This is a genomic window from Lysobacter sp. A421 (genome assembly GCF_054052145.1).
On the sequence record NZ_JBSVRL010000002.1, the window covers coordinates 822,756 to 846,983 of the forward strand.

Genomic DNA, 24,228 nt, shown 5'->3' on the forward strand with positions numbered 1-24,228 from the left:
CCATCCTGGCGGCCTGTCTCATTTGAAGCTCCCGGAGATTTCCGCTTTGCCTTTGTTCAGCCTCCCGATCCGCATTTACTGGGAAGATACCGATGCCGGCGGCGTGGTCTACCACGCGCGGTATGTCGCGTTCCTGGAACGCGCGCGGACCGAGTGGTTGCGCGAGCAGGGATACGGGCAAAAGCAGTTGCAGCTCGAGCATGGACTGGTGTTTGCGGTGCGCGCCATGCAGGTCGATTTCCATCAGCCGGCGCGGTTGGACGACCTTTTGCAGGTGGACGCGTCACTGCAGCAATGCCGTCGCGCGAGTGCGGTGTTCCTGCAGCAGGTGCGGCGCGACGGTGAGTTGTTGCTGGCCGCGACGGTGCGCGTGGCGGCGCTCGACACGCAGGGTTTTCGTCCCCGGGCGATCCCGCAACCACTGCTCGATGAGCTCACTGCGCTGCAAACGACGCGATAGCAGGACCTGGCAACACGGCACTACCGACATTCATCCATCACAAGCCCGCGAGCGCGGGCAGCGGAGATCCAGGCATGACCCCATTGTTGAGCTTGTTGCAGGCCACCACCGTCGTCGAGCCATTGCCCCAGGACCCGGCCAGTGCCGTTGCCAGCACCGCAGCCGCCCTGCCTGGCGCGGTCGCGGGCGATGGCGGCGTCGACATGTTGCAGCTGATACTGCACGCCTCGCTGCCGGTGCAGCTGGTGCTGGTGTTGCTGCTGTTCGCCTCGGTGGCCTCGTGGGTGATCATCTTCCGCAAGATCAAGCTGCTTGGGCGCGCCGACCGCGAGGCGGAGACCTTCGAGGAGCGCTTCTGGTCGGGCACCGAGCTGAGCAAACTCTATACCGGTGCGACCAGCCGGAACCGCGACACCGGCGGCATGGAATCGATCTTCGAGGCCGGCTTCCGCGAGTTCTCGCGCCAGCGCCGCATCGCCGATATCCGGATGCAGCTGGAAACCGCCCAGCGCGGGATGCGGGTGGCGACCGCGCGCGAACTGGACGGGTTGGAGCGCAACCTGGAGTTCCTGGCCAACGTCGGCTCGATTGCGCCGTATGTGGGCCTGTTCGGCACCGTGTGGGGGATCATGATCTCGTTCCAGGGTCTGGCCACGATGACCGAGGCGACCATTGCCAGCGTCGCGCCGGGCATCTCGGAGGCGTTGATCGCCACCGCGATGGGTCTGTTCGCGGCGATTCCGGCGGTATGGGCCTACAACCGCTTCGCCACCAAGGTCGAGCGCATCGCCGTGCGCTATGACGCCTTCGCCGAGGAGTTCTCCTCGATCCTGGAGCGGCAGGTGCCGCAGGAGTGATCCGGCGCCGGCCGCGCGCGTGACCGCATGCTTGCGGCCGCACGCAATTCCGGCACCCATCGATCAACCCACCGTCCACTGAACTCGCCGCCACTCGGGAACACCGCATGTCCGTCGCCACCGGCCGCCGCCGCAAACGCAAACTCCAGTCCGAGATCAACGTCGTGCCCTATATCGACGTCATGCTGGTGCTGTTGATCATCTTCATGGTCACCGCGCCGCTGATGAACCTGGGCGTTGACATCGAGCTGCCCAAGTCCGATGCCAAGACCATCTCCCAGAACCAGGAGCCGGTGATTGTCAGCGTGGATGCCAACGGCAATTATTTCCTGACCCTGCAGGGTGCGGAGCAGGAGGCGCTGGGCGCGGAGGAGCTGTCGGCAAAGGTAGCCGCGTTCGTACGCAACAATCCCGGCGTGCCGGTATATGTGGCCGGTGACCGGGCCGCCAATTATGAAGTCGTGCTGCAAGCGATGGTATTGCTGCAGAACGCGGACGTGCCGCGAGTCGGGTTGATGAGTGCGCCGTCGGAGACGGTGCGCAAGTGAGGGAAAGCCGCGCCGACAACCAACGGGCCATCGTGCAGGCGATCGTGCTGCATGTGGCGCTGTTCGCGCTGATGTTCGCCGGCATGTGGTGGACCCGCAGCGCGGTTACCGTGTCTGCCGCAGGGTCGCCAATCGAGGCCGAGCTGATTGATCCCAACGCGTTGTCGGCGTCGATGCGCGAGGTGCTCAAGGACCGGCCCGAGCCGGCCGAGGAGCCGCTGCCCGAACCGCTGCCCGAGCCCGAGCCGGTTGAGGAGGATGCCGCGCCGCTGCCGCAACCGGAGCCGGAACCCATCCCCGAGGACGCGCCCACGCCACCGCAATCGCAGCCGCAGGACTTCGTGATCGAACCCGACACCGTGGAGCAGGACGAGGTCGTGGCCGAGCCGACGCCGACCCCGGCGGATGAGGAGAAGCTGCAGGAGGAAAAGCGGCGCCAGGCCCAGATCGACCTGACCGAGAAGAAACGTCAGGCCGAGGCGGAGCGTACGCGCCGTCTGGCCGCGCAGGCGGAAGAGCGCGAGAAGAAACTGGCTGAGATCCGTCGCCAGCGTGCCGCTGCAGCGCGCCAGGCGGAACTGGCGGAGCAGAAACTCAAGCAGATCGCCGCCGCCCGCGCGCTCGCCGAGTCCAGGGACAACAGCACCGCGAGCAGTGGCGCCAGTCCGCCGCCGGGCAACAACGGCACCGACACCGGGCTGGAGGCTCGGTATGGGGCAGCGCTGCAGGAAGCGATCCTGGCCAAGTGGACCCGTCCTGAAACCGTCCCGCTGGGCGCCAAGTGCCGTCTGGTCATCACCCAGCTGCCCGGCGGCGAGGTGATGGATGCGAAGGTCTCGTCGCCCTGCGCCTACGATGAACAGGGACAACGATCGATCGAGGCCGCCGTGCTCAAGGCGCAGCCGCTGCCCTACGCGGGCTTCGAGAGTGTGTTTGCGCGCACTTTGACGCTTAATTTCGAGGCGCGCGATCGCTGAGCCGCCCCCAAAATTGCCGCGCCCGTTGCGTCCGTCGTGTTCAGCTTTGAGAAAGCGTTCACATGGATGCTGTTAAAACTTCTGCTTCTCCGTCAGGTCCTGCCGATGAAACGATTCACCCCAAGACTGGCCGCATTGCTTGCGGCCCTGGTTTTCACGATCAGTGCCCCGTTCGCTGCTGTCGCGCAGCAGCAGGGACTGGAACTGGACATCGTCGGCGGCAATGCCGCCGCGTTGCCGATCGCGGTGGTGCCGATGCCCTACCAGGGCAGTGCGACCGCGCCTGAGACCGATGTCGCGGCGGTGATCGCTGCCGATTTGAACCGCTCCGGCCAGTTCCGCAGCCTGCCCGAGTCCGACCTGGTCGAGCGACCCACCAGCGGCGCCGAGGTCAATTACCCGACCTGGCGTGCACTCAACCAGGACTACCTGGTAGTCGGACGGGTCGTGGACGGCGGCAGTGGCAGCTACCGGGTCGAGTACGAACTGTTTGACGTCGCCACCCAGCAGCGCTTGCTGGGCTTCGCGATGACCGCCCGGGCCAATGCGATGCGCGATGTGGCCCACCAGGTCGCCGACGCCATCTACGAGAAGATCCTCGGCGTGCCGGGTGCGTTCTTCACCCGTATCGCCTATATCACCGCCACCGGCGTGGGCCCGACGGCCAGCTTCTCGTTGATGGTCGCCGATTCGGACGGCTACAACCCGCAGACCGTGGTCAGCTCGCCCGAGCCGCTGATGTCGCCATCGTGGAGCCCGGACGGAAACAAGCTGGCGTACGTCAGCTTCGAAAGCGGCAACTCGGCCATCTATATCCAGGACATCAACACCGGCAGCCGCGAGGTGGTGTCCAAGTTCCGCGGCATCAATGGCGCGCCGGCGTTCTCCCCGGATGGCAACCGCCTGGCGTTGACGCTGTCGCGCAGTGGCAATCCCGAGGTCTACGTGATGAACGTGGGCAGCCGCGCGCTGACCCAGGTGACCAACCATTTCGGCATCGACACCGAGCCGACCTGGAGCGCCGACGGCAGCTCGCTGTACTTCACCTCCGACCGTGGCGGTGCGCCACAGATCTACCAGGTGTCCGCGGGCGGCGGCAGTGCCAGCCGGGTGACATTCCAGGGCAATTACAACGCCAGCGCAACGGTTTCGATGGACGGCAGCAAGATTGCCGTCGCCCAGGGGGCGGGCAATACCTACCGCATCGCGATGATGGACTCGAGTCTGGGGTCGGCACGCTGGAGCACGCTTTCGCCCGGCTCATTGGACGAGTCACCCAGCTTTGCCCCAAATGGCGCGATGATCATCTATGCTGCTCGTGAAGGCACGCGTGGGGTGCTGTATGCCGTATCGTCCGATGGCCGGGTGCGCCAGCGTCTGGTATTGGCGGATGGCAACGTGCGCGAGCCAGCCTGGGGGCCATTCCGTACACCGCGCTGATGTCCTCCTGATCAGCTGACATCATCTTTAAAACGTTTTTCCCACAGTTCCACCTGTCCCAGCCACGACGAGGAAACAATGATGAATACCACCACGCGTTTATTGATGACCGCTCTTTTTTGCGTCGCTGCAGTCGGCTGTTCCAAGAAGGTCAAGGAAGCTCCGCCGGAGACTCCCGTGACCACCGCCCCGGCCACTGACACCACCCCGACGACGCAGGGCGCGTACGGCCCAGGCGATCTGGACACCGATGCCTGCCTGCGCCAGCGCGTGGTGTACTTCGACCTGGATCGCGACGCGCTGCGTCCGGAGTTCCAGGCCCTGGTCGGCTGCCACGCCAAGTACCTGCGTGACCGTCCTTCCTCGCGCATGACCCTGGAAGGCCACGCCGATGAGCGCGGCAGCCGTGAGTACAACCTGGGCCTGGGCGAGCGTCGCGGCAATGCGGTGTCCTCGGCAATCCAGGCCAATGGCGGCTCGGGCAGCCAGCAGACCGTAGTCAGCTACGGCGAAGAGCGTCCGGTGTGCACCACCTCAAGTGAGGATTGCTGGGCCCAGAATCGTCGCGTCGAGATCATCTACACCGCGAAGTAATAAAGGCAATCCATGATGCGCAAGTTGTCAATTGCAATTGCGACATCGCTGGTTGCAGCGGCGGCCCTGGTGGCCGCCGCACCTGCTTCTGCCCAGCGCATGAGCCTGGCTGAGCGGGTGTCCCTGCTGGAACAGCAGGCGGGCAACAACCAGGCGACCGTCGACCTGTTACGCCAAGTCAACCTGCTCAAGGAAGAGGTGACCGCGCTGCGGTCCCAGGTCGAGCAGCTCCATCATCAGCAGGAACAGCTCCAAGGTATCGCCCGCGCCCAGTATCTCGATCTGGATGGCCGAATCAACCGGCTACAGGGCGGCGCTGGCACATCCGAGCTGGACGCTTCTGGAGTGGACCCTGGAATGGACCAGGCAGCGCCTGTAGATCCACCGGCGCCTGGCGCGGCAGCCGCTCCCGTCGACAGCATCCCGGCCATCTACGGAGATCCGGGCAAGCTGGACCAGACGGCCGGGGAGCGCGAGGCCTACGATGTCGCCTTTGACGCGTTGCGGACCGGCGAGTACGTCGAGTCGGCGCGACTGTTCCATTCCTTCCTTGGCCACTACCCGGGTGGGGCCTACGCGCCCAACGCGTTGTACTGGCTGGGCGAGAGCTACTACGTCACCCAGAACTACCAGCTCGCGCTGGAGCAGTTCGAGGCGTTGCTGCAGCGCTACCCGACCCATGACAAGGCGCCTGGCGCGATGCTCAAGGTGGGTCTGTCACAGCAGGGTCTGGAGCAGCCCGACGCGGCCGAGCGAACCCTCACCGAAGTTACCGAACGCTATCCCGGCACCGACGCCGCGCGGATCGCCGCCGACCGTCTGGGCGCCATCCAGCTCGGCCGCATCCAGTAATGGAAGCGGCCACGGCAGGGCTTCGCTTGCTCGGCTAAAATGGCGCGATGAACGTTGTTTCCCCCCAGGCGCCCAACGCGGCGCCGGAGCGCCTGCGGCTGACCGAGATCTTCCTGTCGCTGCAGGGCGAATCGCGCAGCATCGGCTGGCCGACGGTATTCGTGCGCCTGACCGGTTGCCCGCTGCGTTGCCAGTACTGCGATACCGCCTACGCCTTCCATGGCGGCCAGTGGTGGGACTACGACACCATCCTGGCTGAGGTGGCGCGCCATCAAACCCGCCACGTCTGTGTCACCGGCGGCGAACCGCTCGCGCAGAAGCGTTGCATCGGCCTGTTGCAACGACTGTGCGAAGCCGGTTACGAGGTGTCCTTGGAGACTTCCGGCTCGATCGACATCAGTCAGGTCGACGCGCGGGTTTCGCGGGTGCTGGACATCAAGACACCCGGGTCGGCCGAGGTCGATCGCAACTTGTGGAGCAACATCGCCCTGCTGACCGCGCACGACCAGGTCAAGTTCGTGATCTGCTCGCGTGAGGACTACGACTGGGCGAAGACCGTGGTGGCCGAATACCGGTTGGACGGGATCTGCGACGTGATGTTCTCACCCAGTTTCAGCCAGATCAGCCCGCGCGAGCTGGCCGACTGGATCGTGGCCGACCATTTGCCGGTGCGCTTCCAGTTGCAACTGCACAAGATCCTGTGGGACGACGAGCCCGGTCGCTGACCTGGACTCGTCTTTCCTTGTTGTCACTCAAGAAGACCAACCATGAAAAAAGCCGTTGTACTGCTCTCCGGGGGGATGGACTCCGCGGTCGTCGTCGCCATCGCCCGCGAACAGGGCTTTGCCGTGCACGCATTGAGCGTGAACTACGGCCAGCGCCACACCTCCGAGCTCGCCGCTGCCGCCCGCGTGGCGACGTCACTGGGCGCGGTCGCGCACAAGATCGTCAGCGTTGATCTGGGTGCCATCGGTGGCTCCGCGTTGACCGATGAGTCCATCGCGGTGCCGCTGGACGAGCCTGCGGGCGCCAACGCCATCCCGGTGACCTACGTGCCGGCACGCAACACCATCATGTTGTCGGTCGCACTCGGCTGGGCCGAAGTGCTCGGTGCGGCCGACCTGTTCTGCGGCGTCAATGCCGTGGACTACTCGGGATACCCCGACTGCCGTCCCGAGTTCATCAGCGCTTTCGAGAAGCTCGCCAACCTGGCCACCAAGGCCGGTGTCGAAGGGCCGGGGCTGCACGTGCATGCACCATTGCAAACCATGAGCAAGGCCGAGATCGTGCGTGAAGGCGTGCGCCTGGGGGTCGATTTCGCCGAGACCGTATCGTGCTACAAGGCCGACGATAAGGGTCTTGCCTGCGGTCACTGCGACGCTTGCCGGTTGCGCGCGGCGGGCTTCGCCGGCGCCGGGGTTGCCGATCCGACCCGGTATGTCTGAACCCTGGGCACCGGCGTCGGCGCACGGGGGTCGTTTGCACCCGCCGTCTTTCCCGGTCCTCGGCTCGTGCGCTTCGCACCTGAGCGCCCAGTTGCGTTAGAATTCACGCCCCCGGCGCAAGGCCGGGTCGCGTGGGCCGTTAGCTCAGTCGGTAGAGCATCGGACTTTTAATCCGCTGGTCGATGGTTCGAATCCATCACGGCCCACCAGTTTTCGCATCACGCCACGTCGCAATCCAGCAACTGCTGCAATACCGCCTCGCCATAGCGTTCCAGCTTGCTGGCGCCGATGCCGGGAATGTGGCTCAACTCGTCGAGGTCGCCGGGGTCGGATTCGGCAATGGCGCGCAGCGTTGCATCGTGGAAGATCACGTAAGCGGGGACGTTCTGCTCGCGGGCCATTTCAGCGCGCCATCCACGCAGCGAGCGGAAGCGCGCCGCAGGCTCGGGGGCGAGGTCGATCGGCGCGGGTGCGGAGCCGCTGCGATTGCGGCGCCCAACCGGTTTCGGCGCGTCCCGACGAAAGCGCAGTTGGCGCTCTCCGCGCAGCACCGGCCCGGCGTCATTGGTCAACCGGAATGCACCGTGACGTTCGTGGTCGGCTTCCAGCAATCCGGTGGCCACCAGTTGCCGGAACACGCTGCTCCATTGCCGCGCATCCAGGTGATCGCCGATCGCCCAGGTGCTGAGCTTGTCGTGGCCATGCTGCGTGACCTTGTCGGTCGCCGTGCCGCGTAACACGTCGATGACATGGCCGGCGCCAAACCGCTGTCCGGTTCGATAGACACACGACAAAGCCTTGCGCGCCACTTCGGTGGCGTCCCAGCTCTCCGGTGGATTCAGGCAGTTGTCGCAGTTGCCACAGGCGCCCGGATGGCTTTCCGCGAACCAGCCCAGCAGGGCCTGGCGGCGACACTGGGTCGACTCGCAGTAACCCAGCAAGGCATCCAGCTTGCGCAGCTCCAGTCGCTTGCGTTCGTCACTGGCCTCGCCCTGGTTGATCAGCATGCGCAGGTTGACCACGTCGCCCAGGCCGTAATTCAGCCAGGCCTCGGCCGGTTCGCCATCGCGTCCGGCACGGCCGGTTTCCTGGTAGTAGCCCTCGATCGACTTGGGCAGGTCGACATGGGCGACAAAGCGCACGTCGGGCTTGTCGATGCCCATGCCGAACGCAATGGTGGCGACCATGACCACGCCGTCGGCCTGCAGGAATCGGCGCTGGTTGGCGGCGCGTTCGGCCGCGGGCAGGCCGGCGTGGTAGGGCAGCGCGTCGATGCCGGCCGCCTGCAGTTGCTCGGCGGTCTTGTCGACCCGCTTGCGCGAGAACGCATAGACAATGCCGCTGTCGCCACGATGGCCGGCGAGGAAGTCCAGCAGGGCGCGCTGGCCGCTGCCGTCTTTTTGTGCAACCCGGTAGCGGATGTTGGGCCGGTCGAACGAGCTGACGAACTTGCGGGCATCGTCCAGTGCCAGGCGCTCGGCAATCTCGCGCCGGGTCGGCTCGTCGGCGGTAGCGGTCAGGGCGATGCGCGGGATGTCGGGCCAGCGTTCGTGCAGGATGGTCAGTTCACGGTATTCGCGGCGGAAGTCGTGGCCCCATTGGGAGACGCAGTGGGCTTCGTCGATCGCGAACAGGGCGATACCCGGGCCGGCATGGACGCGGTCGAGCAGGCTCAGGCAGCGGCCGCTCAGCAGGCGCTCGGGGGCGACGTAGAGCAGGTCGAGCTCGCCGGCGAGCAGGTCGCGTTCGACCTCGGCGGCGGTGGCGGCGTCGAGGGAGGAATTGAGGTAGGCCGCGCGCACGCCGAGTTGGCGCAGGGCTTCGACCTGGTCCTGCATCAGGGCGATCAGCGGTGAGACGACCACGCCGCAGCCGTTGCGCAGCAGGGCGGGGAGTTGGTAGCACAACGACTTGCCGCCGCCGGTCGGCATCAGGACGAGGGCATCGCCGCCGTTGACCAGGCAGTCGATGATTTCTGCCTGTTCGCCGCGGAATTCCGGGTGGCCGAAGGTGGTGCGAAGCAAGTCGAGTGCGGCGTTTTCCATGCGTCACAGGGTAGCAAGCGCGCGTCTCGGGGATGCTCGGAGAATCCCACTTCGGCTGGTGGGGGTTTGCCTGGTTGCTGGTTGGGAGCAGGGAACGGCAACAGCAACAGCAACAGCGGTAGGGTGCGCCGGCTTCGGCGGGGGCGGCGCCCTGTCCGGGTATTGCTACTCGGTTCGGGCGGCCGTCCCTGGCCGCACTCACCGCCGTGCGCCATCCATGGCGCACTCTTCGCAATACCCGGCCAGGACGCCGCACGGGGGCTGGCCGGGTATTGCGGCCTTGTTTCAGTGAGAGCGGACTGGTCTTAGACGATCCGCGCTCCTCGCTTTTCCCGAAGTCAGCGAAGTCCGGCAGGAGGTGGACGGCGGGGGGATTGCGGAAAAGCAGGCCATGGATGGCCTGCGGCCCGCCTCAGGGCAGGATGCCCTGATGAAGGGCTGGAGCAATCCCCCCGCCGGCCGCCTCCCGCGACGAACCATAACGAGGCCGCTCTTGCCTCTGAACACAACACCGCCCGAGCATCAAGCAATCCCCCGCAGCCCGGCTCCCGCGTCCGCCGCGTGCGATCGGGATACAAGAAACCCCAAGGCGATGATCCCCGGGGTTCCTGAGCTTCCAGCTTTCAACTGCTGGCTGCAGTTAACGCACTAGCAACTTACTGCAACAGCGAACGCAACATCCAGGCGTACTTCTCGTGGGTGTGCAGACGCTGGGTCAGCAGGTCGACGGTCGGGTCGTCGCTGGCATCGTCGGCGGTCTTGAGCACCTTGCGCGCGGTGCGACAGACCGCTTCGTTGCCGACGGTCAGCTGGCGCACCATCTCCTTCCAGTCGGGGATGTCGGACAGGCCCGCCTCTTCCGGGATCGACGCCAGTTCGATGAACTCGGCATACGAGCCCGGGGCGTTGTAGCCCAGCGCGCGAATGCGCTCGGCGATCTCGTCCAGCGCCGTCCATTGCTCGGTGTACTGGGTCTCGAACATCAGGTGCAGGGCGTTGAACATCGGCCCGGTGACGTTCCAGTGGAAGTTGTGGGTCTTCAGGTACAGCGTGTAGGCATCGGCAAGGAAGTGGGCCAGGCCGTCGGCGATCTTCTTGCGATCTGTATTGCGCAGGCCGATATCAATGGCTGGAGCGCCCGATGCCGGCTGGGCGGATGTCGCGGACTTGCTCTTCTTGGCGGTCTTGGCGGTCTTGGCGGGCTGCGATTTGGCCATGGTTTTTTCCTCTGGTGGATGTTGCTGTGACAATAGGGCGCTGTGCACGCGGTTGAACTATGCAATTTCTGCGAAAGGATCCATGAAGCCTACCGATGTTCCCGACAAGACGGCGTCACGACGCGTTGGTCCAAAGCCGGCTCGCTCACCACGGGCCGGCTCGGCACAACCTCGCCCAAAAGCGGCCGACTCCAAGCGGACCGACCCGGACAGGGCCGCACTGGAGCAGGCGCGCCGCAGCATTGATGCGGCCCTGAGCCGGGATCGTGGCCGTCTGCACGGCCTGTGGTCGCGTTGGCGTGCAAAGCCATCCGACGCGACCGCGCGCGCGGCATTCGAGAAGGCCCGGGACAGCTCGCTCAGTCAGTGTCGCCAGCGCGCCGCCCAGTTGCCGCAAGTACCGGTCGATCCGTCGCTGCCGATTGCCAGCCAAGCAGAACGCATTGTCGCGCTGCTGCGTGAGCATCAGGTGGTGGTGATCGCCGGGGAGACCGGCTCTGGCAAGACCACCCAGTTGCCGAAACTGTGCCTGGCGGCCGGGCGTGGCGCGGCTGGCATGATCGGTTGCACCCAGCCGCGCAGGATTGCCGCGCGAGCGGTCGCCAAACGCGTTGCCGAGGAGTTGCACACCCCACTCGGCGGGCTGGTCGGCTACCAGGTGCGGTTCAACGAGAAGGTCAGTGAATCGACCGCGATCAAGTTCATGACCGACGGCATCCTGCTGGCCGAGATCCAGTCCGACCGCTGGTTGTCGCGCTACGACACGATCTTGATCGACGAGGCGCACGAGCGCAGCCTGAACATCGACTTCCTGCTCGGCTACCTCAAGCAGTTGCTGAAGAAGCGTCGCGACCTGAAGGTCATCGTCACTTCGGCGACGATCGACACCACCCGGTTCTCCGAGCATTTCGATGACGCGCCGGTGGTTGACGTGGAGGGGCGCGGGCATCCGGTGTCGGTGCGTTACCGGCCGCTGGAAGGCGAGGGTGACCGTGATGGCGAGCGCAGCATCAACGACGGCATCGTTGCCGCGTGCGATGAGATCACCGGCGAGGATCCTCGTGGGGATGTGCTGATCTTCCTGCCCGGTGAGCGCGAGATCCGCGATGCACACCAGGCGCTGGAGCGCCGGAAATACCGCCATACCGAGGTATTGCCGCTCTACGCGCGGCTGTCGGTGCGCGACCAGGACCGGGTGTTCAACCCCGGTACGCAGCGGCGCATCGTGCTGGCTACCAATGTCGCGGAGACTTCCTTGACGGTGCCGCGGATCCGCTACGTGGTAGATCCCGGGGTGGCCCGGATCAAGCGTTACAGTCCGCGCAGCAAGCTGGATCGCCTGCGTATCGAGCCCGTCAGCCAGGCCAGTGCCGACCAGCGCAAGGGCCGCTGCGGGCGGGTGTCGGAGGGCACCTGCTACCGGCTCTACAGCGAGGCGGATTTCGACTCACGCCCGGCCTATACCGATCCTGAGATCCGCCGCGCTGCGCTGGCCGGGGTGATCCTGCGGATGCTGTCGTTGGGTCTGGGCGATATCGACGACTTTCCGTTCCTGGAGCCCCCCGAGCCGCGCGCGGTGGCCGATGGATGGCAGCAACTGGGCGAGCTGGGGGCGGTGGAAGTGGCCAGCGACAAGGCCGCGCGCAATCAGCTGACCGCCACCGGGCGATTGATGGCGCGGATGCCGGTGGACGTCAAATTGGCACGGATGCTGGTCGCCGCCAATGCCCGCGGTTGCCTGCGCGAGATGCTCGTGATCGCGTCGTTCCTCGGCATCCAGGACCCGCGCGAGCGCCCCGCCGACCAGCGTGCCGCCGCCGACAATGCCCATGCCCGGTTCGTTGACTACAGCTCGGAGTTCGTCGGCATCCTGAAGCTGTGGGCTGCTTACCAGGAAACCCATGAAGCCTCCACCCAGTCGCAGTTACGGCGCTGGTGCGAGAAGAACTTCCTCGGTTTCCTGCGCATGCGCGAGTGGCGCGAACTTCACCGCCAGTTGAAACTGATGGCGGACGAACTCGGTTGGGTGCAGTCGTCGCAGCAAACGCCGGAACTCGATGCCGGCGCCTACGCCAACCTGCATCGCGCACTGATCGCCGGCTTGCCGACCCAGATCGGCCACCGGGTGCCGCCGGCCGAGAACAAGGCGCCCGGCAAGGGGCCCGGCAAGAAGCCCGGCGAACGCAAGCCGGCCGCGGTCTACGACGGCCCGCGCGGGCGCAAGTTCCAGCTGTTCCCGGGCTCCTGGCTGATCCGCAAGCCGCCGCCGTGGGTGCTGTCGGCGACCCTGCTCGACACCGAGAAAGTCTGGGCGATGAGCAACGCCTCGATTGAGCCGCAGTGGGCGATCGACGAGTTGCCGCACCTGCTCGCGCGTCGTCACCATGACCCGCGCTGGTCGCGCTCGCAGGGCCGGGTGCTGGGCAGCGAGCAGGTCAGCCTGTTCGGTCTGGTGCTGGCGCCCAAGCGTCCCGTCCACTACGGCGGGTTGTACCCGCAGGAGAGCCGCGCGATCTTCGCTCGCGACGCCTTGGTCACCGGCGAGATCAACACCCGCAGCGGGTTCCTGGCGCGCAACCTGGCGCTGCTCGACAAGGCGCGCGAGGAGGAAGCCAAGCAGCGGCGCGCCGGACTGGTGGTCGACGAAGACTGGATGGCCGACTGGTATCTGCAGCGGTTGCCGCCTGATGTCCACAACGCCCAGGCGCTGGATGCCTGGTACGGCAAGTTGCCGGCAACGCAGAAGGCCACGCTGGAATGGGCGCTGGATGACTTGCTGGTCGGCGATGAGACCGATGCGACGCGCTTTCCACCACAGATCGCGTTGGGTGACGCGTGGCTGGCGGTCCGCTACCGCTTCGAGCCGGGCGCTCCCGATGACGGGATGACGATATCGGTCCCGCTGCACCTGCTCAATGCGCTGGACCCGGCGCGGTTGGGCTGGTTGGCGCCGGGTTTCACCCAGGACAAGGCCATCGCCCTGATCAAGAGTTTGCCCAAGGCTCAACGTCGCAATTTCGTCCCCGCACCGGATTTCGCCAAGGCCTTCCACGAAGCGCACCCCGGACCGGAACCCCAACCCATGACCCGCGCGCTTGCGGATTTCCTGAAGCAGATCACCGGCGCGGCTGTCACTGCCGACGAGTTTGACGAGTCCGGCCTGGAACCGCACCTGCGCGCCAACCTGCGGTTGCTGGATGTGCCGGACAAGCGCGGTGAAGCCGTGGTGCTGGCGGAGTCACGTGATCTGGGCGAGTTGCGCGAGCGCTTCGGGGAACGCTCGACGCGGGCGTTCGCCGCACACGCTGCCGATGGCCTGGGCCAAAGCGGGCTGGTCAGCTTCCCCGACGATGCCATCCCGGCCAGCTTGCCCGGCGTGGCGGGCATGCCGGCGTATCCGGCGCTGCACGATGACGGCGACAGCGTGTCGCTCCAGGTCCATGCCGAACGCGAGATCGCACTGCGGGATCACCCCGCTGGGGTGCGCCGGCTGCTGTGGCTGGCGCTGGGCGATGCGCGTAAACAGGCACGCAAGCAATTGCCGATATCGGCCAAGACGGGTTTGTTGTACGCCGCCATCGAGTCGGCCGCGCCGCGGGAGAAAGGCAGTCGCGATGGCGATCATCTGCGCACTGATCTGGTCGATGGCGCCTTTGCCGCCCTGGTGGCCGATGGGCTGGACGAGGTCCGCGATATCGCGGCGTTCACAGCGCGCCGCGACGCCGTGGCCAAGCGCCTGTTTGCGGAATCCATGGAGCGCTTGCAGCAAGCGGAGATCATTCTTGCGGCGGTGTCGCAGGCGCGCGCCAGCCTGGAATCGCCGCTGATGGGTTGGGCGGGCGCCAACCTGGATGACATGCGTGTGCAGTTGGCGGGATTGACGCTGCCGGGATTCCTCGGCGATGTGCCAGCACCGGCCCTGGCCGAGTATCCGCGCTACCTGAAAGCCCTGGCGCTACGCGGTGAGCGCGCCTTGCGCGACCCGGTGCGTGATCAGGCTCGGATGCTGGAGCTCAAGCCTTTCGCTGATGCATTGGCGGCGGCAAACGCCAGCGGCGAAGCCAGCGCAACGCCGTGGCAGGCGTTGCGCTGGGACCTGGAAGAGCTGCGGGTGTCGCTGTTTGCCCAGGAGTTGGGGTCGCGCGGCGTGTCGCCGAAGAAGCTCGCCGCGCGCCTGGCGCAGTTACGTCCGTAGCGCGAACGACAAACGCGTGCCGGGCAGACGTTGGTGCGCCGCCTACTCGACCCGTTCCACCTTCGCGCGGGTGTTGTAGCCCTCGACCCGCAGGTACCAGATACCGCCAAACATGCCGGGCGTGATGGTGACCTGGGGGCTGTCCAGGCGCACGCCGACCAGCGATGCATTATTGGTCTGGCGCCACACTTGGCCGTTGTCCAGGGTGTACTTGAGACCTTCGCGGAAGCCCTCGAACTTGCCTTGCAGATGCGCGATCACCGGCTCGCTGGCGAGGTTGGCGGCGAATCCGCGTTGCTCCTGTTCAATCCGTTCCTCGGCGACCTTGGTGGCCTTGCTGGTCTCGGTATCCAGGGTGCGGTTGAGCCAGTTGTTCAGCTGGCTCAGTTGCGCCGGGGTGAGCTGGTCAAGGCCGGCCGCCTGGAACTGCTCGGCGGTCATTTGCTGCTCGATCCGGGTGGCATCCTGGGCCGATGCGAATGGGGCCAGCAGCAGCAGGCCGACCAGGACAAGCGGACGGAGGCGATACGAGGCAGGGCCATTGCGTTCAGTCGTTTGCATGAGTTGTTCCTGTGGGTGTTTGGTCGCTAGTGTAGACACTCCCCTGCACACAGATGAACCGATACCGCGATGAGCACTTCGCGACCCACTGCGTCCAAGGCGGCTGTTCCGGTGGCCGACGCGCCCTCGACCTCCGCGCCGGCAGCCGCGTTGGCGGCGTTGTTGGAGCAGGCACCTGCAAACACCATTGAGCCGGGTCTGCTGGCGGCGATGGTGCAGGCGGCGGCGACGGACGCAAGCGCTTCCGACGATCCACGCGACCCTCCCGAGACGGTTGCGAAGATGCTGACGGCGCTGCAGCGACTGGGCGCCGACAGCGACAGCCTCGCCGCGGCGATCGTGCATACCTATCCCGGCCTGCAGGCGCGGATCAGTGAAACGCTCGAACGCGACTTCCCGGTGATCGGTGCCTTGCTGGAAGGCCAGCGTGCCGCCGGCCAGGTGTGGGCGCTGCATGTCGAGCAACAGGGCCGTGGCAGCAGCGAGGGTTTGCGCCGCTTGTTGCTGGCGATCGTGCGCGACATGAGGGGAGTGCCGATCCTGCTTTCGCGGCAGCTGGCCCGCATGCAGCAAGCCGATACTCTGCCGCCGGAACGGCGTATGGCATTGGCCTCGCTCACCCGCGATATCCATGCACCGCTGGCCAACCGACTGGGCATCTGGCAGCTGAAATGGGAGCTGGAAGATCTGGCGTTCCGTTACCTGCACGAAGACACCTACCAGCAGATCGCACGTCTGCTGGCCGAGAAACGCCGCGACCGGGAAAGCTACATCGACCAGGTCCAGAAGACCTTGCGCGCCGCCCTGGGTGCCCACGGGCTGAAGGCCGATATCGCCGGTCGGCCAAAGCACATCTACAGCATCTGGAAGAAGATGCAGCGCAAGCAGGCGCCGATCAGCGAGCTGTACGACCTGCGTGCGGTACGCATCCTGGTCGACGACGTGGCGGCCTGCTACGCCGCGCTCGGAGTGGTGCACGCCACGTGGGTGCCGATCTCCAGCGAGTTTGATGATTACATCGCCCGGCCCAAGCGCAATGACTACCGCTCGCTGCACACCGCGGTGATCGGGCCACAGGGCAAGACCCTGGAAGTGCAGATCCGTACCTTCGACATGCACAGCCAGGCCGAGCTGGGCGTGGCGGCGCACTGGCGCTACAAGGAAGGCAGCGGTGGTGACGCCGCATTCGACCGCAAGATCGCCTGGATGCGCAAACTGCTGGAACCGGCTGCCGAAGCGGGCGCGGATGACGCCGCGCTGGCCGGCGAGTTGGATGCCGAGCTGGTCGAGGACCGGGTCTATGTGCTGACGCCCAAGGGCGAGGTGATCGACCTGCCGCTGGGCTCCACGCCGCTGGACTTCGCCTACCGCGTGCATACCGAGGTCGGCCACCGTTGTCGCGGCGCCAAGGTGGATGGGCGCATCGTGCCGCTGGATCATCGGTTGAGCAGTGGTGACCGGGTCGAGATCAAGACCGCCAAGACCGGCGAGCCGCGTCGCGATTGGCTGATCGAGTCCAATGGTTTCCTTGCCAGCAGCCGTTCGCGCGAGAAGGTGCGCAACTGGTTCCACAAGTTGGATCGTGGGCGCAACGAGGTTGCCGGCAAGGAGCTGCTGGACAAGGAGCTGCGTCGGCTGGGCCTGCTGGGCGCGGACCTGGCACCGGCTCGCGAGCGCTTTGCGCTGGCCAACGATGGTGACTTGCATGTGCTGGTCGCCCTGGGAGACCTGGGGCCGCATCAGGTCGGCCGGGTATTGCTGGAGCATGAACGTGCCGGGGCCACTTCCGCGCCGACCCCGGAGGTCGCCGCCGCCCCGGTCAGGCCGCCGCGCAACAAGGCGCGCGACTTTACCGTGCAGGGGCTCGACAACCTGCTGGTGCAGCTGGGACGTTGTTGCCAGCCGTTGCCGGGCGAACCCATTGCCGGCTACCTGACCCGTGGACGCGGGGTAACCGTGCACCGTGACAGCTGCGCGATGTTCCAGCGACTGGCGGACAAGGAGCCCCAGCGCATCCTGACGGTGGAGTGGGGTGCCAGCAGCGGTTACGAGGTGGACGTGGAAGTGGTCGCGGTGGATCGCAAATGGTTGCTCAAGGAGGTCACCAACGTGATTGCCCAGGCCAACGTGCATGTCGGCAGCATCCGCAGCGACCTGCAGCGAAACGGTGCCCGCGTCCGGATCCGGATGCGGTTGCGGGTAGGCGATTTCGGCCAGCTCTCGGCCCTGTTGGGAAAGCTCTGCGCGCTACCGGGAGTGGAGCACGCTCGACGGAGCTGACGCCAGCCCGGTGGGTCGGCGGACTATGCTGCTGTCATGCGTCTGCACTCACGTCGAAACAATCACCGCGATGACCGCGCGCCGCGCGTCCCTGCCTGGCATCGCTGGCTGGCCGTGGTGTTGGCGATAGGCGGGGTGGCGGCGCTGCTGGTGGCCCGCCAACCGATATCGCAGTGGTTGTGGCCGGACACGCGTATCCAGCAACTGCGCATCGATGCCGCCCAGGCGCTGGGAGCCGGAGAGCTGAGTCGCGCGGACGGGCGCGGCGCACGCGAGCTGTATGAAGCCGCGTTGGCGCTGGATCCCGACCGGATTGGCGCACGTGACGGGTTGGTCGCGGTCGGCAACGCCGCATTGGCACGTGCCAATGCGGCGATTGAACAGGGACATCCGGCGGAAGCGCGCGACGCGCTGCAATTGGCCCGCGACCTGGCCGTGCCGACGGCGCAGACCGATGCGCTGGAGGCGCGGCTGCGCAAACGGGAAGTGGACGCTACCGGGGTGGACCGGCTGCTGAGCGAGGCGGTCGTGGCGCGCGGCGCGGGTCATCTTGACGGCGATGCGGGGGCTGCGCTGCCATTGTTTGAGCGCGTACTGGCACTGCAACCCAACAACATTGCCGCGTTGGAGGGCAGGGAGGACACTTTGGCCGACTTGCTGCAACAGGCGCGCAAGGCCGTGAATGATGCCGATCTCAGCCACGCGGCGAGGTTGGTTGCACGCGTGCAGGCGGTGGATCCCGGTCACGTCGACCTGCCACAAACCCTGGCCGAACTGGGAGCCGGTATCGAGCGTCGGCTGGCGAAAGCGGACGATGACCTGGCGGGACGTGAGCTGGTGGCCGCACTGGCGGGTTATGACCAGGTGGCGACGATCTACCCCGGTAACACCGCGGCGGTCCGCGGTCGGGTACGGGTGGCCGATGCACATGCCGCGCGCAGTCGACGCTACGCCGCCGATTTTCAGCTTCGGCCGGCGCAAGCCGAGTTGCTGGCGGCCGAGGCGATCGCACCGCAGGCTGCAGCAGTGGTCGCCGCGCGGCGATACCTGACCGAGGCGCGGGTGTCGCAGGCACGTTTCAACGATGGCGTGCCGTCCGCCGCCCAGCGTCGACGCGTGCTTGACCTGCTGGCTGCTGCCGGGGCCGCTGAAGCGCGCGGCGACCTGCTGTTGCCGCCGGGCGAGAGCGCCTATGACAAGTTGCGCACCGCGCGCGCCATCGCACCGCGGGACCCGGCGGTGCTCGCCATGGCGGCACGCCTGCGTCCGGCGGCCTGGGAGTGTTTTGAGCAGGCATTGCCGCGCAACCGGCTGACGACCGCAGGCGCCTGCCTGGACGCCTACGCGGTGTTGGAAGGCGATGACGGCAACGTGCGGAAAGCGCGCCAGCGGCTGGCATTGCGCTGGATTGCCGTGGGTGACGAGCGTCTGGGGGCCGGCGAGCTGCCGGCCGCGCGACATGCCCTGGACACGGCGCGCGCGCTGGATCCGCTTGCAGAAGGCATGGAGGCCTTCGCCCACCGTGTGCGCGCCGCGTCGATAGTGGCCGACTAGTTCCGACCCAACAGCACTTGCTGCACCACGGCGCGGCCAGCGTCCAGCGAGAAGTGCTGCTCGACGTTGGCGCGGCCGTTATCCCCCAGCTGTTGCCACAAGGCGCCGTCGTGATAAGCGCGCAGGACGGCGGCGGCGAAGTCGGCGGCATCGTCGGCCACCAGCACGTCCTGGCCGGCGCGCAGATGCATGCCTTCGATCGCGCAGGTGGTGGCTACCACGGGCTGGCCATGCGCCATGGGCTGGTTGATCTTGCCCTTCACCCCCGCGCCGTAGCGCAGTGGCGCGACCGATAGCCGTACTTCTGCCAGGTACGGGGTCAGGTTGGGCACGTGCCCATGCACGATGACGCCCGGTGATGTCGCCAGTGCCGCAACCTCGGCGTTCACGTCGCCGCCGATGCAGTGGAATTGCAGGTCCGGCTCATGGGCTCGCAGCAATGGCCAGACCGATTCGACAAACCAGCACACCGCGTCCACGTTGGGCGGATGGCGAAAACCGCCGACGAACATCAGGTCGCGGCGCTCCTCGAAAGGCAGGCCGTGGCCACCGCTTCGGTGCAGGTTGGACAGCACTTCCACGCGGGCCTGCGGAGCGTCCTGGGTCAACAGTTCGCGCTCTACCTCGCTGACCACCAGCGTTGCGTCGCTGCGGGCGATGACGTCCAGCTCCAGGGTGCGGGTACGCTCGGCGGCGCGGGTCCGGACCGGGTCGTTGGCCAGCTCGCCGCCGCGGCGCTCGCGCAGGTAGTGCAGGTCGACGGTATCGAACACGAGCCGTGCCTGCGGCGCGTACCTGCGCAGCAATGGCAGCATCTCGCGCATCACGTAGTGGCGGCACACGAGCACGCTGTAAAAGCGCGCGCCGTGCCCGGCCAGCCATTTCGGCAGCCGCGCTGCGAATGGCACGTACCAGACCTCGACCCCCAACTGCTGCAAGGTGCGGGTGTAATCGCCATCGTGGTCGCGATCGGCTGGTATGAACACCACGTGCGCGCCTTCCTCGCGCAACATGCGCATCAGGTTGACCAGCCGCAGCGACCCGGAGTCGCGGTCCGGGCGCGGGGTGAGTGCGTCGATGACCAATACGGTGCGCGAGTACAACCGGTCGGTCAGTCCAGCCACGCTGGCGGTATGGCCAGGGTGGTCAGGCAGCAGTGCGTGCCAGCGCTCCCGGAAATACTGCTGGTTGCGCACCTGGTAGGCCTTGACGCCATGGCGTGTATCGGTGCCCGCGGTTGCGCCCTCGGTGTGTACCACCCTGGACGCCGGCTGGTACAGCACCTGTAGCCCGCGTGCACGCACCTGCATGCCCAGGTCGGTGTCTTCGTAGAATGCCGGCGCGTAACGGGTGTCGAACCCTCCCAGTGATTCCAGCAGCGCCCGCGGCAGGGCGATCGCCGCGCCGGAGCAGTAGTCCACGCGGCGGACGTAGTTGAAGGCGCAGTGGTCGGCGGACTCCAGCCGGCCGAGCTTGTCGGCGGAGCCGTCCTTGCGCACGATTCCGCCCGCCTCCTGCAAGCGACCATCGGGATACAGCAGCTGCGCACCGACCAGTCCGGTACCGGGATGCTGGTCAAAGGTCGCCAACAGCGCGTCCAGCCAGCCCGGTTGCGGAACCGTGTCGTTGTTGAGGAACACCACGAACTCGCCACGCGCCTTCGCCAGGCCGTCGTTGCAGGCGGCGACGAAACCGCCATTGTCGACACGGCGGAAGTAGCGCAGCCCGTCCACCTGCGCCAATGCGGCGGCCGTTTCGTCGGTGCTGCCGTCGTCGATGACGATGATCTCCACCGGCAACCCGGGTGGATGCGCGGCCAGCGCGCGCAGGCACCCCAGGGTGTGCGGGAACTGGTTGTAGACGGGAATCACGATGCTGGCGACGGGCGCTTGGCTGGCAGGCACGGCGAAGCCGGCGAAAGGCGTCGGCGCGGGAAGGTACAGATCGCTGCGCGGCGTTGGCCGGACCCACCGCAACTGTTTGAGCACGCGCTGCCACGAGGCATGAAGGCCACGGGTGCGCAAACTGGTCAGCCCGCGTTGGACCAGGCCGGTGCTGCGATCGAACAGAAACCGCAGATCGGCCCGCGACATCGCCATGCTTTACAACTCCGATAGTAGGGAAAAGCGCGTCGTACGCTATCGCAACGGGCTGAACTGACGCCCAATTCACGCCAGTGCCCACGCTACGGGCGCCGGCTCGGGCTGCGTTAGACTTCAGTCCACGAGGGCACCGCCCTGTCATTGTCCCATGCCGTGGCCCGAATCGATTACGACGAAGACGATTTGAATTCCGAGCACTCGAATTCCGACGAACATCGGACACCGCAATGGCGCCGCCGCGTGGTGACCTGGGTGCTGGCGGCGATCGGGTTGGGGCTGGGGTTTCTGATCCCGTATTCGCTGTACCTCAACCACGAGGTCGGGGAGCGCTTCGACCAGCTCCGCTGGCAGTTGCCGACCCGGGTATACGGCCGACCGTTGGCGCTGGTGCCGGGTCTGGCGATGGACGCCGGCACGCTCAAGACCGAGCTGCACGCGGCCGGCTATCACGTCGGCGACGGGCGCAGGGCCGGCAGCTATTCCAACGAAGGCACGCACTGGGTGATCTCCAGCCGCGGCTTCAACGACGTGGATGGGCCGGTTGCTCCCCGCCGGGTCGAGGTGACGGTGTCGGGCGGCAAGGTCACTGGGCTGCGCGCGGCCGGCGCCGATGAGGCGTTGAAGCTGGCCAGGCTGGACCCGGCCCGCATCGCGACCCTGTACGGCCAGCAGCAACAGGAGCGTCGGCTGGTACAACTCGACGAAGTCCCCGAATTGCTGGTGACCGGCCTGCAGGCGGTCGAGGACCGGGATTTCGCCCACCACCACGGCATCGACCTGTCCGGCATGGCGCGGGCCGCCTGGGTCAACCTGCGCTCGGGCGAAGCACGCCAGGGTGCCAGTACGCTGACCCAGCAACTGGCACGTAGTGGTTTGCTCGGGATCGGCCGCGAGCGCACCTACACCCGCAAATTCAACGAGATCATCTACGCGTTGCTGATCGAGGCGCGCTACGACAAGCAGGTGATCCTGGAGGCCTATTTCAACCAGGTTTACCTGGGCCAGCGCGGCGCGCAGGCGATCCACGGCGTGGCGGCGGCCGCGGAGTTCTGGTTTGGGCGCGATCTGGCCGATATCAGCACCGAGCAGATCGCCTTGCTGATCGGGATCGTGCGCGGACCGTCCTACTACGACCCGCGGCGGCATCCGGACCGGGCCACCCAGCGGCGTAATTTCGTGTTGGGCGAGATGCATGAAACCGGGCTGATCGACGACGCCGAGTACCAGCGTGCACGCGCCGCGCCGTTGGGCGTCACCGATCAACCTGGTAGCACCTCGGCCAACCGGTTCCCCGCCTATGTCGACCTGATGCGGCGCCAGCTGGCGCGGGACTATCCGGCTGACGCGCTGGCGGGCGCCGGGCTGAGCGTGATGACCGGAATGGCGCCATCGGCGCAGGCCTATGCGGAAAGCGCGGTTACCCACACCCTGGACGGCCTGGACGGGAAAAACCGGCCGGACCTGCAGGCCGGGCTGGTGCTGACCGACGTCCATGACGGCGAAGTGCTGGCGGTGGTCGGCAGCGCGACCCCGGCGTTGCCCGGCTTCAACCGTGCGGTGGAGGCGCATCGTCCGGTGGGCTCGCTGATCAAACCGTTCGTGTACCTGCTCGCGCTGGCATCACCGGGTCAATGGTCGATGGCCAGTTGGGTCAGCGACGCCCCGGTGACGGTGGCGCTCAGCAACGGAAAACGCTGGGAACCGGGCAATTCCGATGGCCGCAGCCACGGCAGCGTGCACCTGGTCGACGCGCTCGCGAACTCCTACAACCAGGCAACGGTGCGGGTCGGCATGCAGGTCGATCCGCGGCGGATCGCCGATCTGGTACAGACGCTGGCGGGGATCAAGGCCGAACCCAACCCGTCGCTGATCCTCGGTTCGCTCGACCAGAGCCCCTACGCGATGGCCCAGCTGTACCAGTTCCTTGCGTCCGGCGGCGAGATCCAGCCGCTGCACCTGGTGCGTGGCGTGCTGGATACCGACGGTCGCGCGCTCAACCGGTACGACACCGCGCCGGCGCCGGCGCAAGCGGGCGATGCGGTGGCGGCGCGGTTGATCACGATCGCGCTGCAACGCGCGGTTTCCAACGGCACCGGTCGACAACTGGTATCCGACGGGCTCGGCCGACTCAATGCGGCGGGCAAGACCGGCACCAGCAACGACAGCCGCGACAGCTGGTTCGCCGGCTATACCGGTGATCACCTGGCAGTGGTTTGGGTAGGCAACGACGACAACAAGCCGACCGGGCTGTATGGCTCGACCGGCGGCATGCGCGTGTGGTCACGGTTGTTCAAGCACCTGCCCAGTGCGCCGTTGACGGTGGGCGACGAAGGCCTGGACTGGCGCTGGGTGGTCGGGTCGAACACGACCGATGCCGGTTGCCCCGGCGCGCGCCGGTTTGCCTTCGTTGCCGGCTTTGCACCCGCCCACCAGCCTTGCCAGCCACCCGAACCCGAGATCGTGCCGGGGCAGGAACAGGGACAAGGCGGTTGGCGTGAGTGGTTCGGGTTTGGTCGTGACGATGACAAGCCCCAGCCCCAGCCCCAGCCCGAACCCGCCGCCCAGCCGCTACCGCCACAGGAAACACGATGAACCTTCGTTTGCTGATTGCCGCCACGTTCGCACTGGTGCTCAGTGCTTGCTCCGCCGCGCCGGTGGTCGCTCCCGCGCCGTCGTTCGATCCGGTCGCCATGGTGAAAGCGATCCAGGCCGCGGGCGCCTCCGCAACACCCGAGCTGGTCGTCAATCCCCTGGCCGGCACACACGTCACCGACCTGCAGGAGCAAGCCCGCCAACGGCACGCGCAAGGCCACCACGCCGAAGCTGCGGTGATCCTCGACCAGGCCCTGGCCCTTGATCCGGGTGATCCGGAACTGCTGCAACAACGCGCCGAGGCCGCCGTGCTGCTGGGGGATCTGCCACAGGCCGAAGGACTCGCGCGCCAGGCGATCACGATTGGCGCCGAGGTGGGTCCGCAGTGCCGGCGGCACTGGGAAACCGTGGTCCAGGTGCTGGCGGTGGAAGGCGAAGCCGCACAGCTCGCCCAGGCACGCCAGCAACGCGACGCGTGCACCGTCACCGCACCGCCGCGTTATTGACCG

General features: G+C 66.7%; 18 protein-coding genes and 1 tRNA gene. 15 read left to right on the top strand and 4 right to left on the bottom strand.

The window, feature by feature from the left end:
- The first annotated feature begins 37 nt into the window (after positions 1-37).
- From ybgC to ACW7G6_RS09215, 10 genes are all read left to right on the top strand, one after another.
- Complete coding sequence (ybgC, locus tag ACW7G6_RS09170) at positions 38-460, top strand: tol-pal system-associated acyl-CoA thioesterase (protein ID WP_456998156.1); 423 nt, start codon at positions 38-40, stop codon at positions 458-460.
- A 74-nt stretch (positions 461-534) separates the two neighbouring features.
- Complete coding sequence (gene tolQ, locus ACW7G6_RS09175; RefSeq protein ID WP_456978388.1) at positions 535-1,317, top strand: protein TolQ; 783 nt, start codon at positions 535-537, stop codon at positions 1,315-1,317.
- A 107-nt stretch (positions 1,318-1,424) separates the two neighbouring features.
- Complete coding sequence (gene tolR / locus ACW7G6_RS09180; protein ID WP_456978389.1) at positions 1,425-1,865, top strand: protein TolR; 441 nt, start codon at positions 1,425-1,427, stop codon at positions 1,863-1,865.
- Positions 1,862-2,842: a cell envelope integrity protein TolA gene (gene tolA / locus ACW7G6_RS09185; protein ID WP_456978390.1), complete on the top strand. Its 981-nt coding sequence runs from the start codon at positions 1,862-1,864 to the stop codon at positions 2,840-2,842. The genes tolR and tolA overlap by 4 nt, the downstream gene beginning before the upstream one ends.
- Before the next feature lie 105 nt (positions 2,843-2,947).
- Positions 2,948-4,282 (top strand): Tol-Pal system beta propeller repeat protein TolB, encoded by a 1,335-nt coding sequence (gene tolB, locus ACW7G6_RS09190; protein ID WP_456978391.1) that lies wholly within the window; start codon positions 2,948-2,950, stop codon positions 4,280-4,282.
- Positions 4,283-4,363: 81 nt separating this feature from the next.
- Complete coding sequence (gene pal, locus ACW7G6_RS09195; protein WP_456978392.1) at positions 4,364-4,876, top strand: peptidoglycan-associated lipoprotein Pal; 513 nt, start codon at positions 4,364-4,366, stop codon at positions 4,874-4,876.
- Positions 4,877-4,891: 15 nt separating this feature from the next.
- Positions 4,892-5,728, top strand: coding sequence for a tol-pal system protein YbgF (gene ybgF, locus ACW7G6_RS09200; protein WP_456998096.1), 837 nt, complete (start codon positions 4,892-4,894; stop codon positions 5,726-5,728).
- A gap of 47 nt (positions 5,729-5,775) precedes the next feature.
- On the top strand, positions 5,776-6,453 hold the full coding sequence (gene queE / locus ACW7G6_RS09205; RefSeq protein WP_456978394.1) for a 7-carboxy-7-deazaguanine synthase QueE: 678 nt from the start codon (positions 5,776-5,778) through the stop codon (positions 6,451-6,453).
- A 42-nt stretch (positions 6,454-6,495) separates the two neighbouring features.
- The gene (queC, locus tag ACW7G6_RS09210; protein ID WP_456978395.1) at positions 6,496-7,173 is read left to right on the top strand and encodes a 7-cyano-7-deazaguanine synthase QueC; all 678 of its coding nucleotides are present in this window, start codon (positions 6,496-6,498) and stop codon (positions 7,171-7,173) included.
- Positions 7,174-7,306: 133 nt separating this feature from the next.
- Positions 7,307-7,382: transfer RNA gene (locus tag ACW7G6_RS09215), tRNA-Lys, on the top strand.
- Positions 7,383-7,391: 9 nt separating this feature from the next.
- Here the strand turns inward: ACW7G6_RS09215 and recQ are convergent.
- Positions 7,392-9,218, bottom strand: coding sequence for a DNA helicase RecQ (gene recQ, locus ACW7G6_RS09220; RefSeq protein ID WP_456978396.1), 1,827 nt, complete (start codon positions 9,216-9,218; stop codon positions 7,392-7,394).
- Between the two features lie 656 nt (positions 9,219-9,874).
- Entirely contained in the window at positions 9,875-10,435 is a 561-nt protein-coding gene (locus ACW7G6_RS09225) for a Dps family protein (RefSeq protein WP_456998097.1), read from the bottom strand.
- Between the two features lie 82 nt (positions 10,436-10,517).
- On the opposite strand from ACW7G6_RS09225, the gene hrpA reads away from it, so the two are divergent.
- Positions 10,518-14,630 carry an ATP-dependent RNA helicase HrpA gene (gene hrpA / locus ACW7G6_RS09230; protein WP_456998098.1) on the top strand — a complete coding sequence of 1,371 codons (4,113 nt, stop codon included), beginning with the start codon at positions 10,518-10,520 and terminating at the stop codon, positions 14,628-14,630.
- Positions 14,631-14,672: 42 nt separating this feature from the next.
- Here hrpA and ACW7G6_RS09235 read toward each other — a convergent pair whose 3' ends face one another.
- Positions 14,673-15,191: a hypothetical protein gene (locus ACW7G6_RS09235; protein WP_456978399.1), complete on the bottom strand. Its 519-nt coding sequence runs from the start codon at positions 15,189-15,191 to the stop codon at positions 14,673-14,675.
- Positions 15,192-15,260: 69 nt separating this feature from the next.
- Here ACW7G6_RS09235 and ACW7G6_RS09240 point away from each other — a divergent pair, with 69 nt between their 5' ends.
- On the top strand, positions 15,261-17,471 hold the full coding sequence (locus tag ACW7G6_RS09240; RefSeq protein ID WP_456978400.1) for a RelA/SpoT family protein: 2,211 nt from the start codon (positions 15,261-15,263) through the stop codon (positions 17,469-17,471).
- Positions 17,472-17,507: 36 nt separating this feature from the next.
- A complete protein-coding gene (locus ACW7G6_RS09245) occupies positions 17,508-19,025 on the top strand; it encodes a hypothetical protein (protein WP_456998099.1) in 1,518 nt (505 codons plus the stop codon).
- Here the strand turns inward: ACW7G6_RS09245 and ACW7G6_RS09250 are convergent.
- Positions 19,022-21,124 carry a glycosyltransferase gene (locus ACW7G6_RS09250; RefSeq protein WP_456978402.1) on the bottom strand — a complete coding sequence of 701 codons (2,103 nt, stop codon included), beginning with the start codon at positions 21,122-21,124 and terminating at the stop codon, positions 19,022-19,024. The genes ACW7G6_RS09245 and ACW7G6_RS09250 overlap by 4 nt on opposite strands.
- Positions 21,125-21,280: 156 nt before the next feature.
- On the opposite strand from ACW7G6_RS09250, the gene mrcB reads away from it, so the two are divergent.
- Positions 21,281-23,719 carry a penicillin-binding protein 1B gene (gene mrcB, locus ACW7G6_RS09255; protein ID WP_456998100.1) on the top strand — a complete coding sequence of 813 codons (2,439 nt, stop codon included), beginning with the start codon at positions 21,281-21,283 and terminating at the stop codon, positions 23,717-23,719.
- Positions 23,716-24,225 (top strand): tetratricopeptide repeat protein, encoded by a 510-nt coding sequence (locus ACW7G6_RS09260; RefSeq protein ID WP_456978404.1) that lies wholly within the window; start codon positions 23,716-23,718, stop codon positions 24,223-24,225. The genes mrcB and ACW7G6_RS09260 overlap by 4 nt, the downstream gene beginning before the upstream one ends.
- Positions 24,226-24,228: the final 3 nt, after the last annotated feature.

Excerpts from the sequence above, each read along its gene's own strand:
- ACW7G6_RS09225 (WP_456998097.1), bottom strand. The coding sequence starts at position 10,435 with ATGGCCAAATCGCAGCCCGCCAAGACCGCCAAGACCGCCAAGAAGAGC.
- ACW7G6_RS09250 (WP_456978402.1), bottom strand. The coding sequence starts at position 21,124 with ATGGCGATGTCGCGGGCCGATCTGCGGTTTCTGTTCGATCGCAGCACC.
- tolB (WP_456978391.1), top strand. The coding sequence starts at position 2,948 with ATGAAACGATTCACCCCAAGACTGGCCGCATTGCTTGCGGCCCTGGTT.
- tolR (WP_456978389.1), top strand. The coding sequence starts at position 1,425 with ATGTCCGTCGCCACCGGCCGCCGCCGCAAACGCAAACTCCAGTCCGAG.
- ACW7G6_RS09240 (WP_456978400.1), top strand. The coding sequence starts at position 15,261 with ATGAGCACTTCGCGACCCACTGCGTCCAAGGCGGCTGTTCCGGTGGCC.
- pal (WP_456978392.1), top strand. The coding sequence starts at position 4,364 with ATGAATACCACCACGCGTTTATTGATGACCGCTCTTTTTTGCGTCGCT.
- ACW7G6_RS09260 (WP_456978404.1), top strand. The coding sequence starts at position 23,716 with ATGAACCTTCGTTTGCTGATTGCCGCCACGTTCGCACTGGTGCTCAGT.
- ACW7G6_RS09235 (WP_456978399.1), bottom strand. The coding sequence starts at position 15,191 with ATGCAAACGACTGAACGCAATGGCCCTGCCTCGTATCGCCTCCGTCCG.
- queE (WP_456978394.1), top strand. The coding sequence starts at position 5,776 with ATGAACGTTGTTTCCCCCCAGGCGCCCAACGCGGCGCCGGAGCGCCTG.
- tolQ (WP_456978388.1), top strand. The coding sequence starts at position 535 with ATGACCCCATTGTTGAGCTTGTTGCAGGCCACCACCGTCGTCGAGCCA.
- ybgF (WP_456998096.1), top strand. The coding sequence starts at position 4,892 with ATGCGCAAGTTGTCAATTGCAATTGCGACATCGCTGGTTGCAGCGGCG.
- hrpA (WP_456998098.1), top strand. The coding sequence starts at position 10,518 with ATGAAGCCTACCGATGTTCCCGACAAGACGGCGTCACGACGCGTTGGT.
- ACW7G6_RS09245 (WP_456998099.1), top strand. The coding sequence starts at position 17,508 with ATGCGTCTGCACTCACGTCGAAACAATCACCGCGATGACCGCGCGCCG.
- queC (WP_456978395.1), top strand. The coding sequence starts at position 6,496 with ATGAAAAAAGCCGTTGTACTGCTCTCCGGGGGGATGGACTCCGCGGTC.
- recQ (WP_456978396.1), bottom strand. The coding sequence starts at position 9,218 with ATGGAAAACGCCGCACTCGACTTGCTTCGCACCACCTTCGGCCACCCG.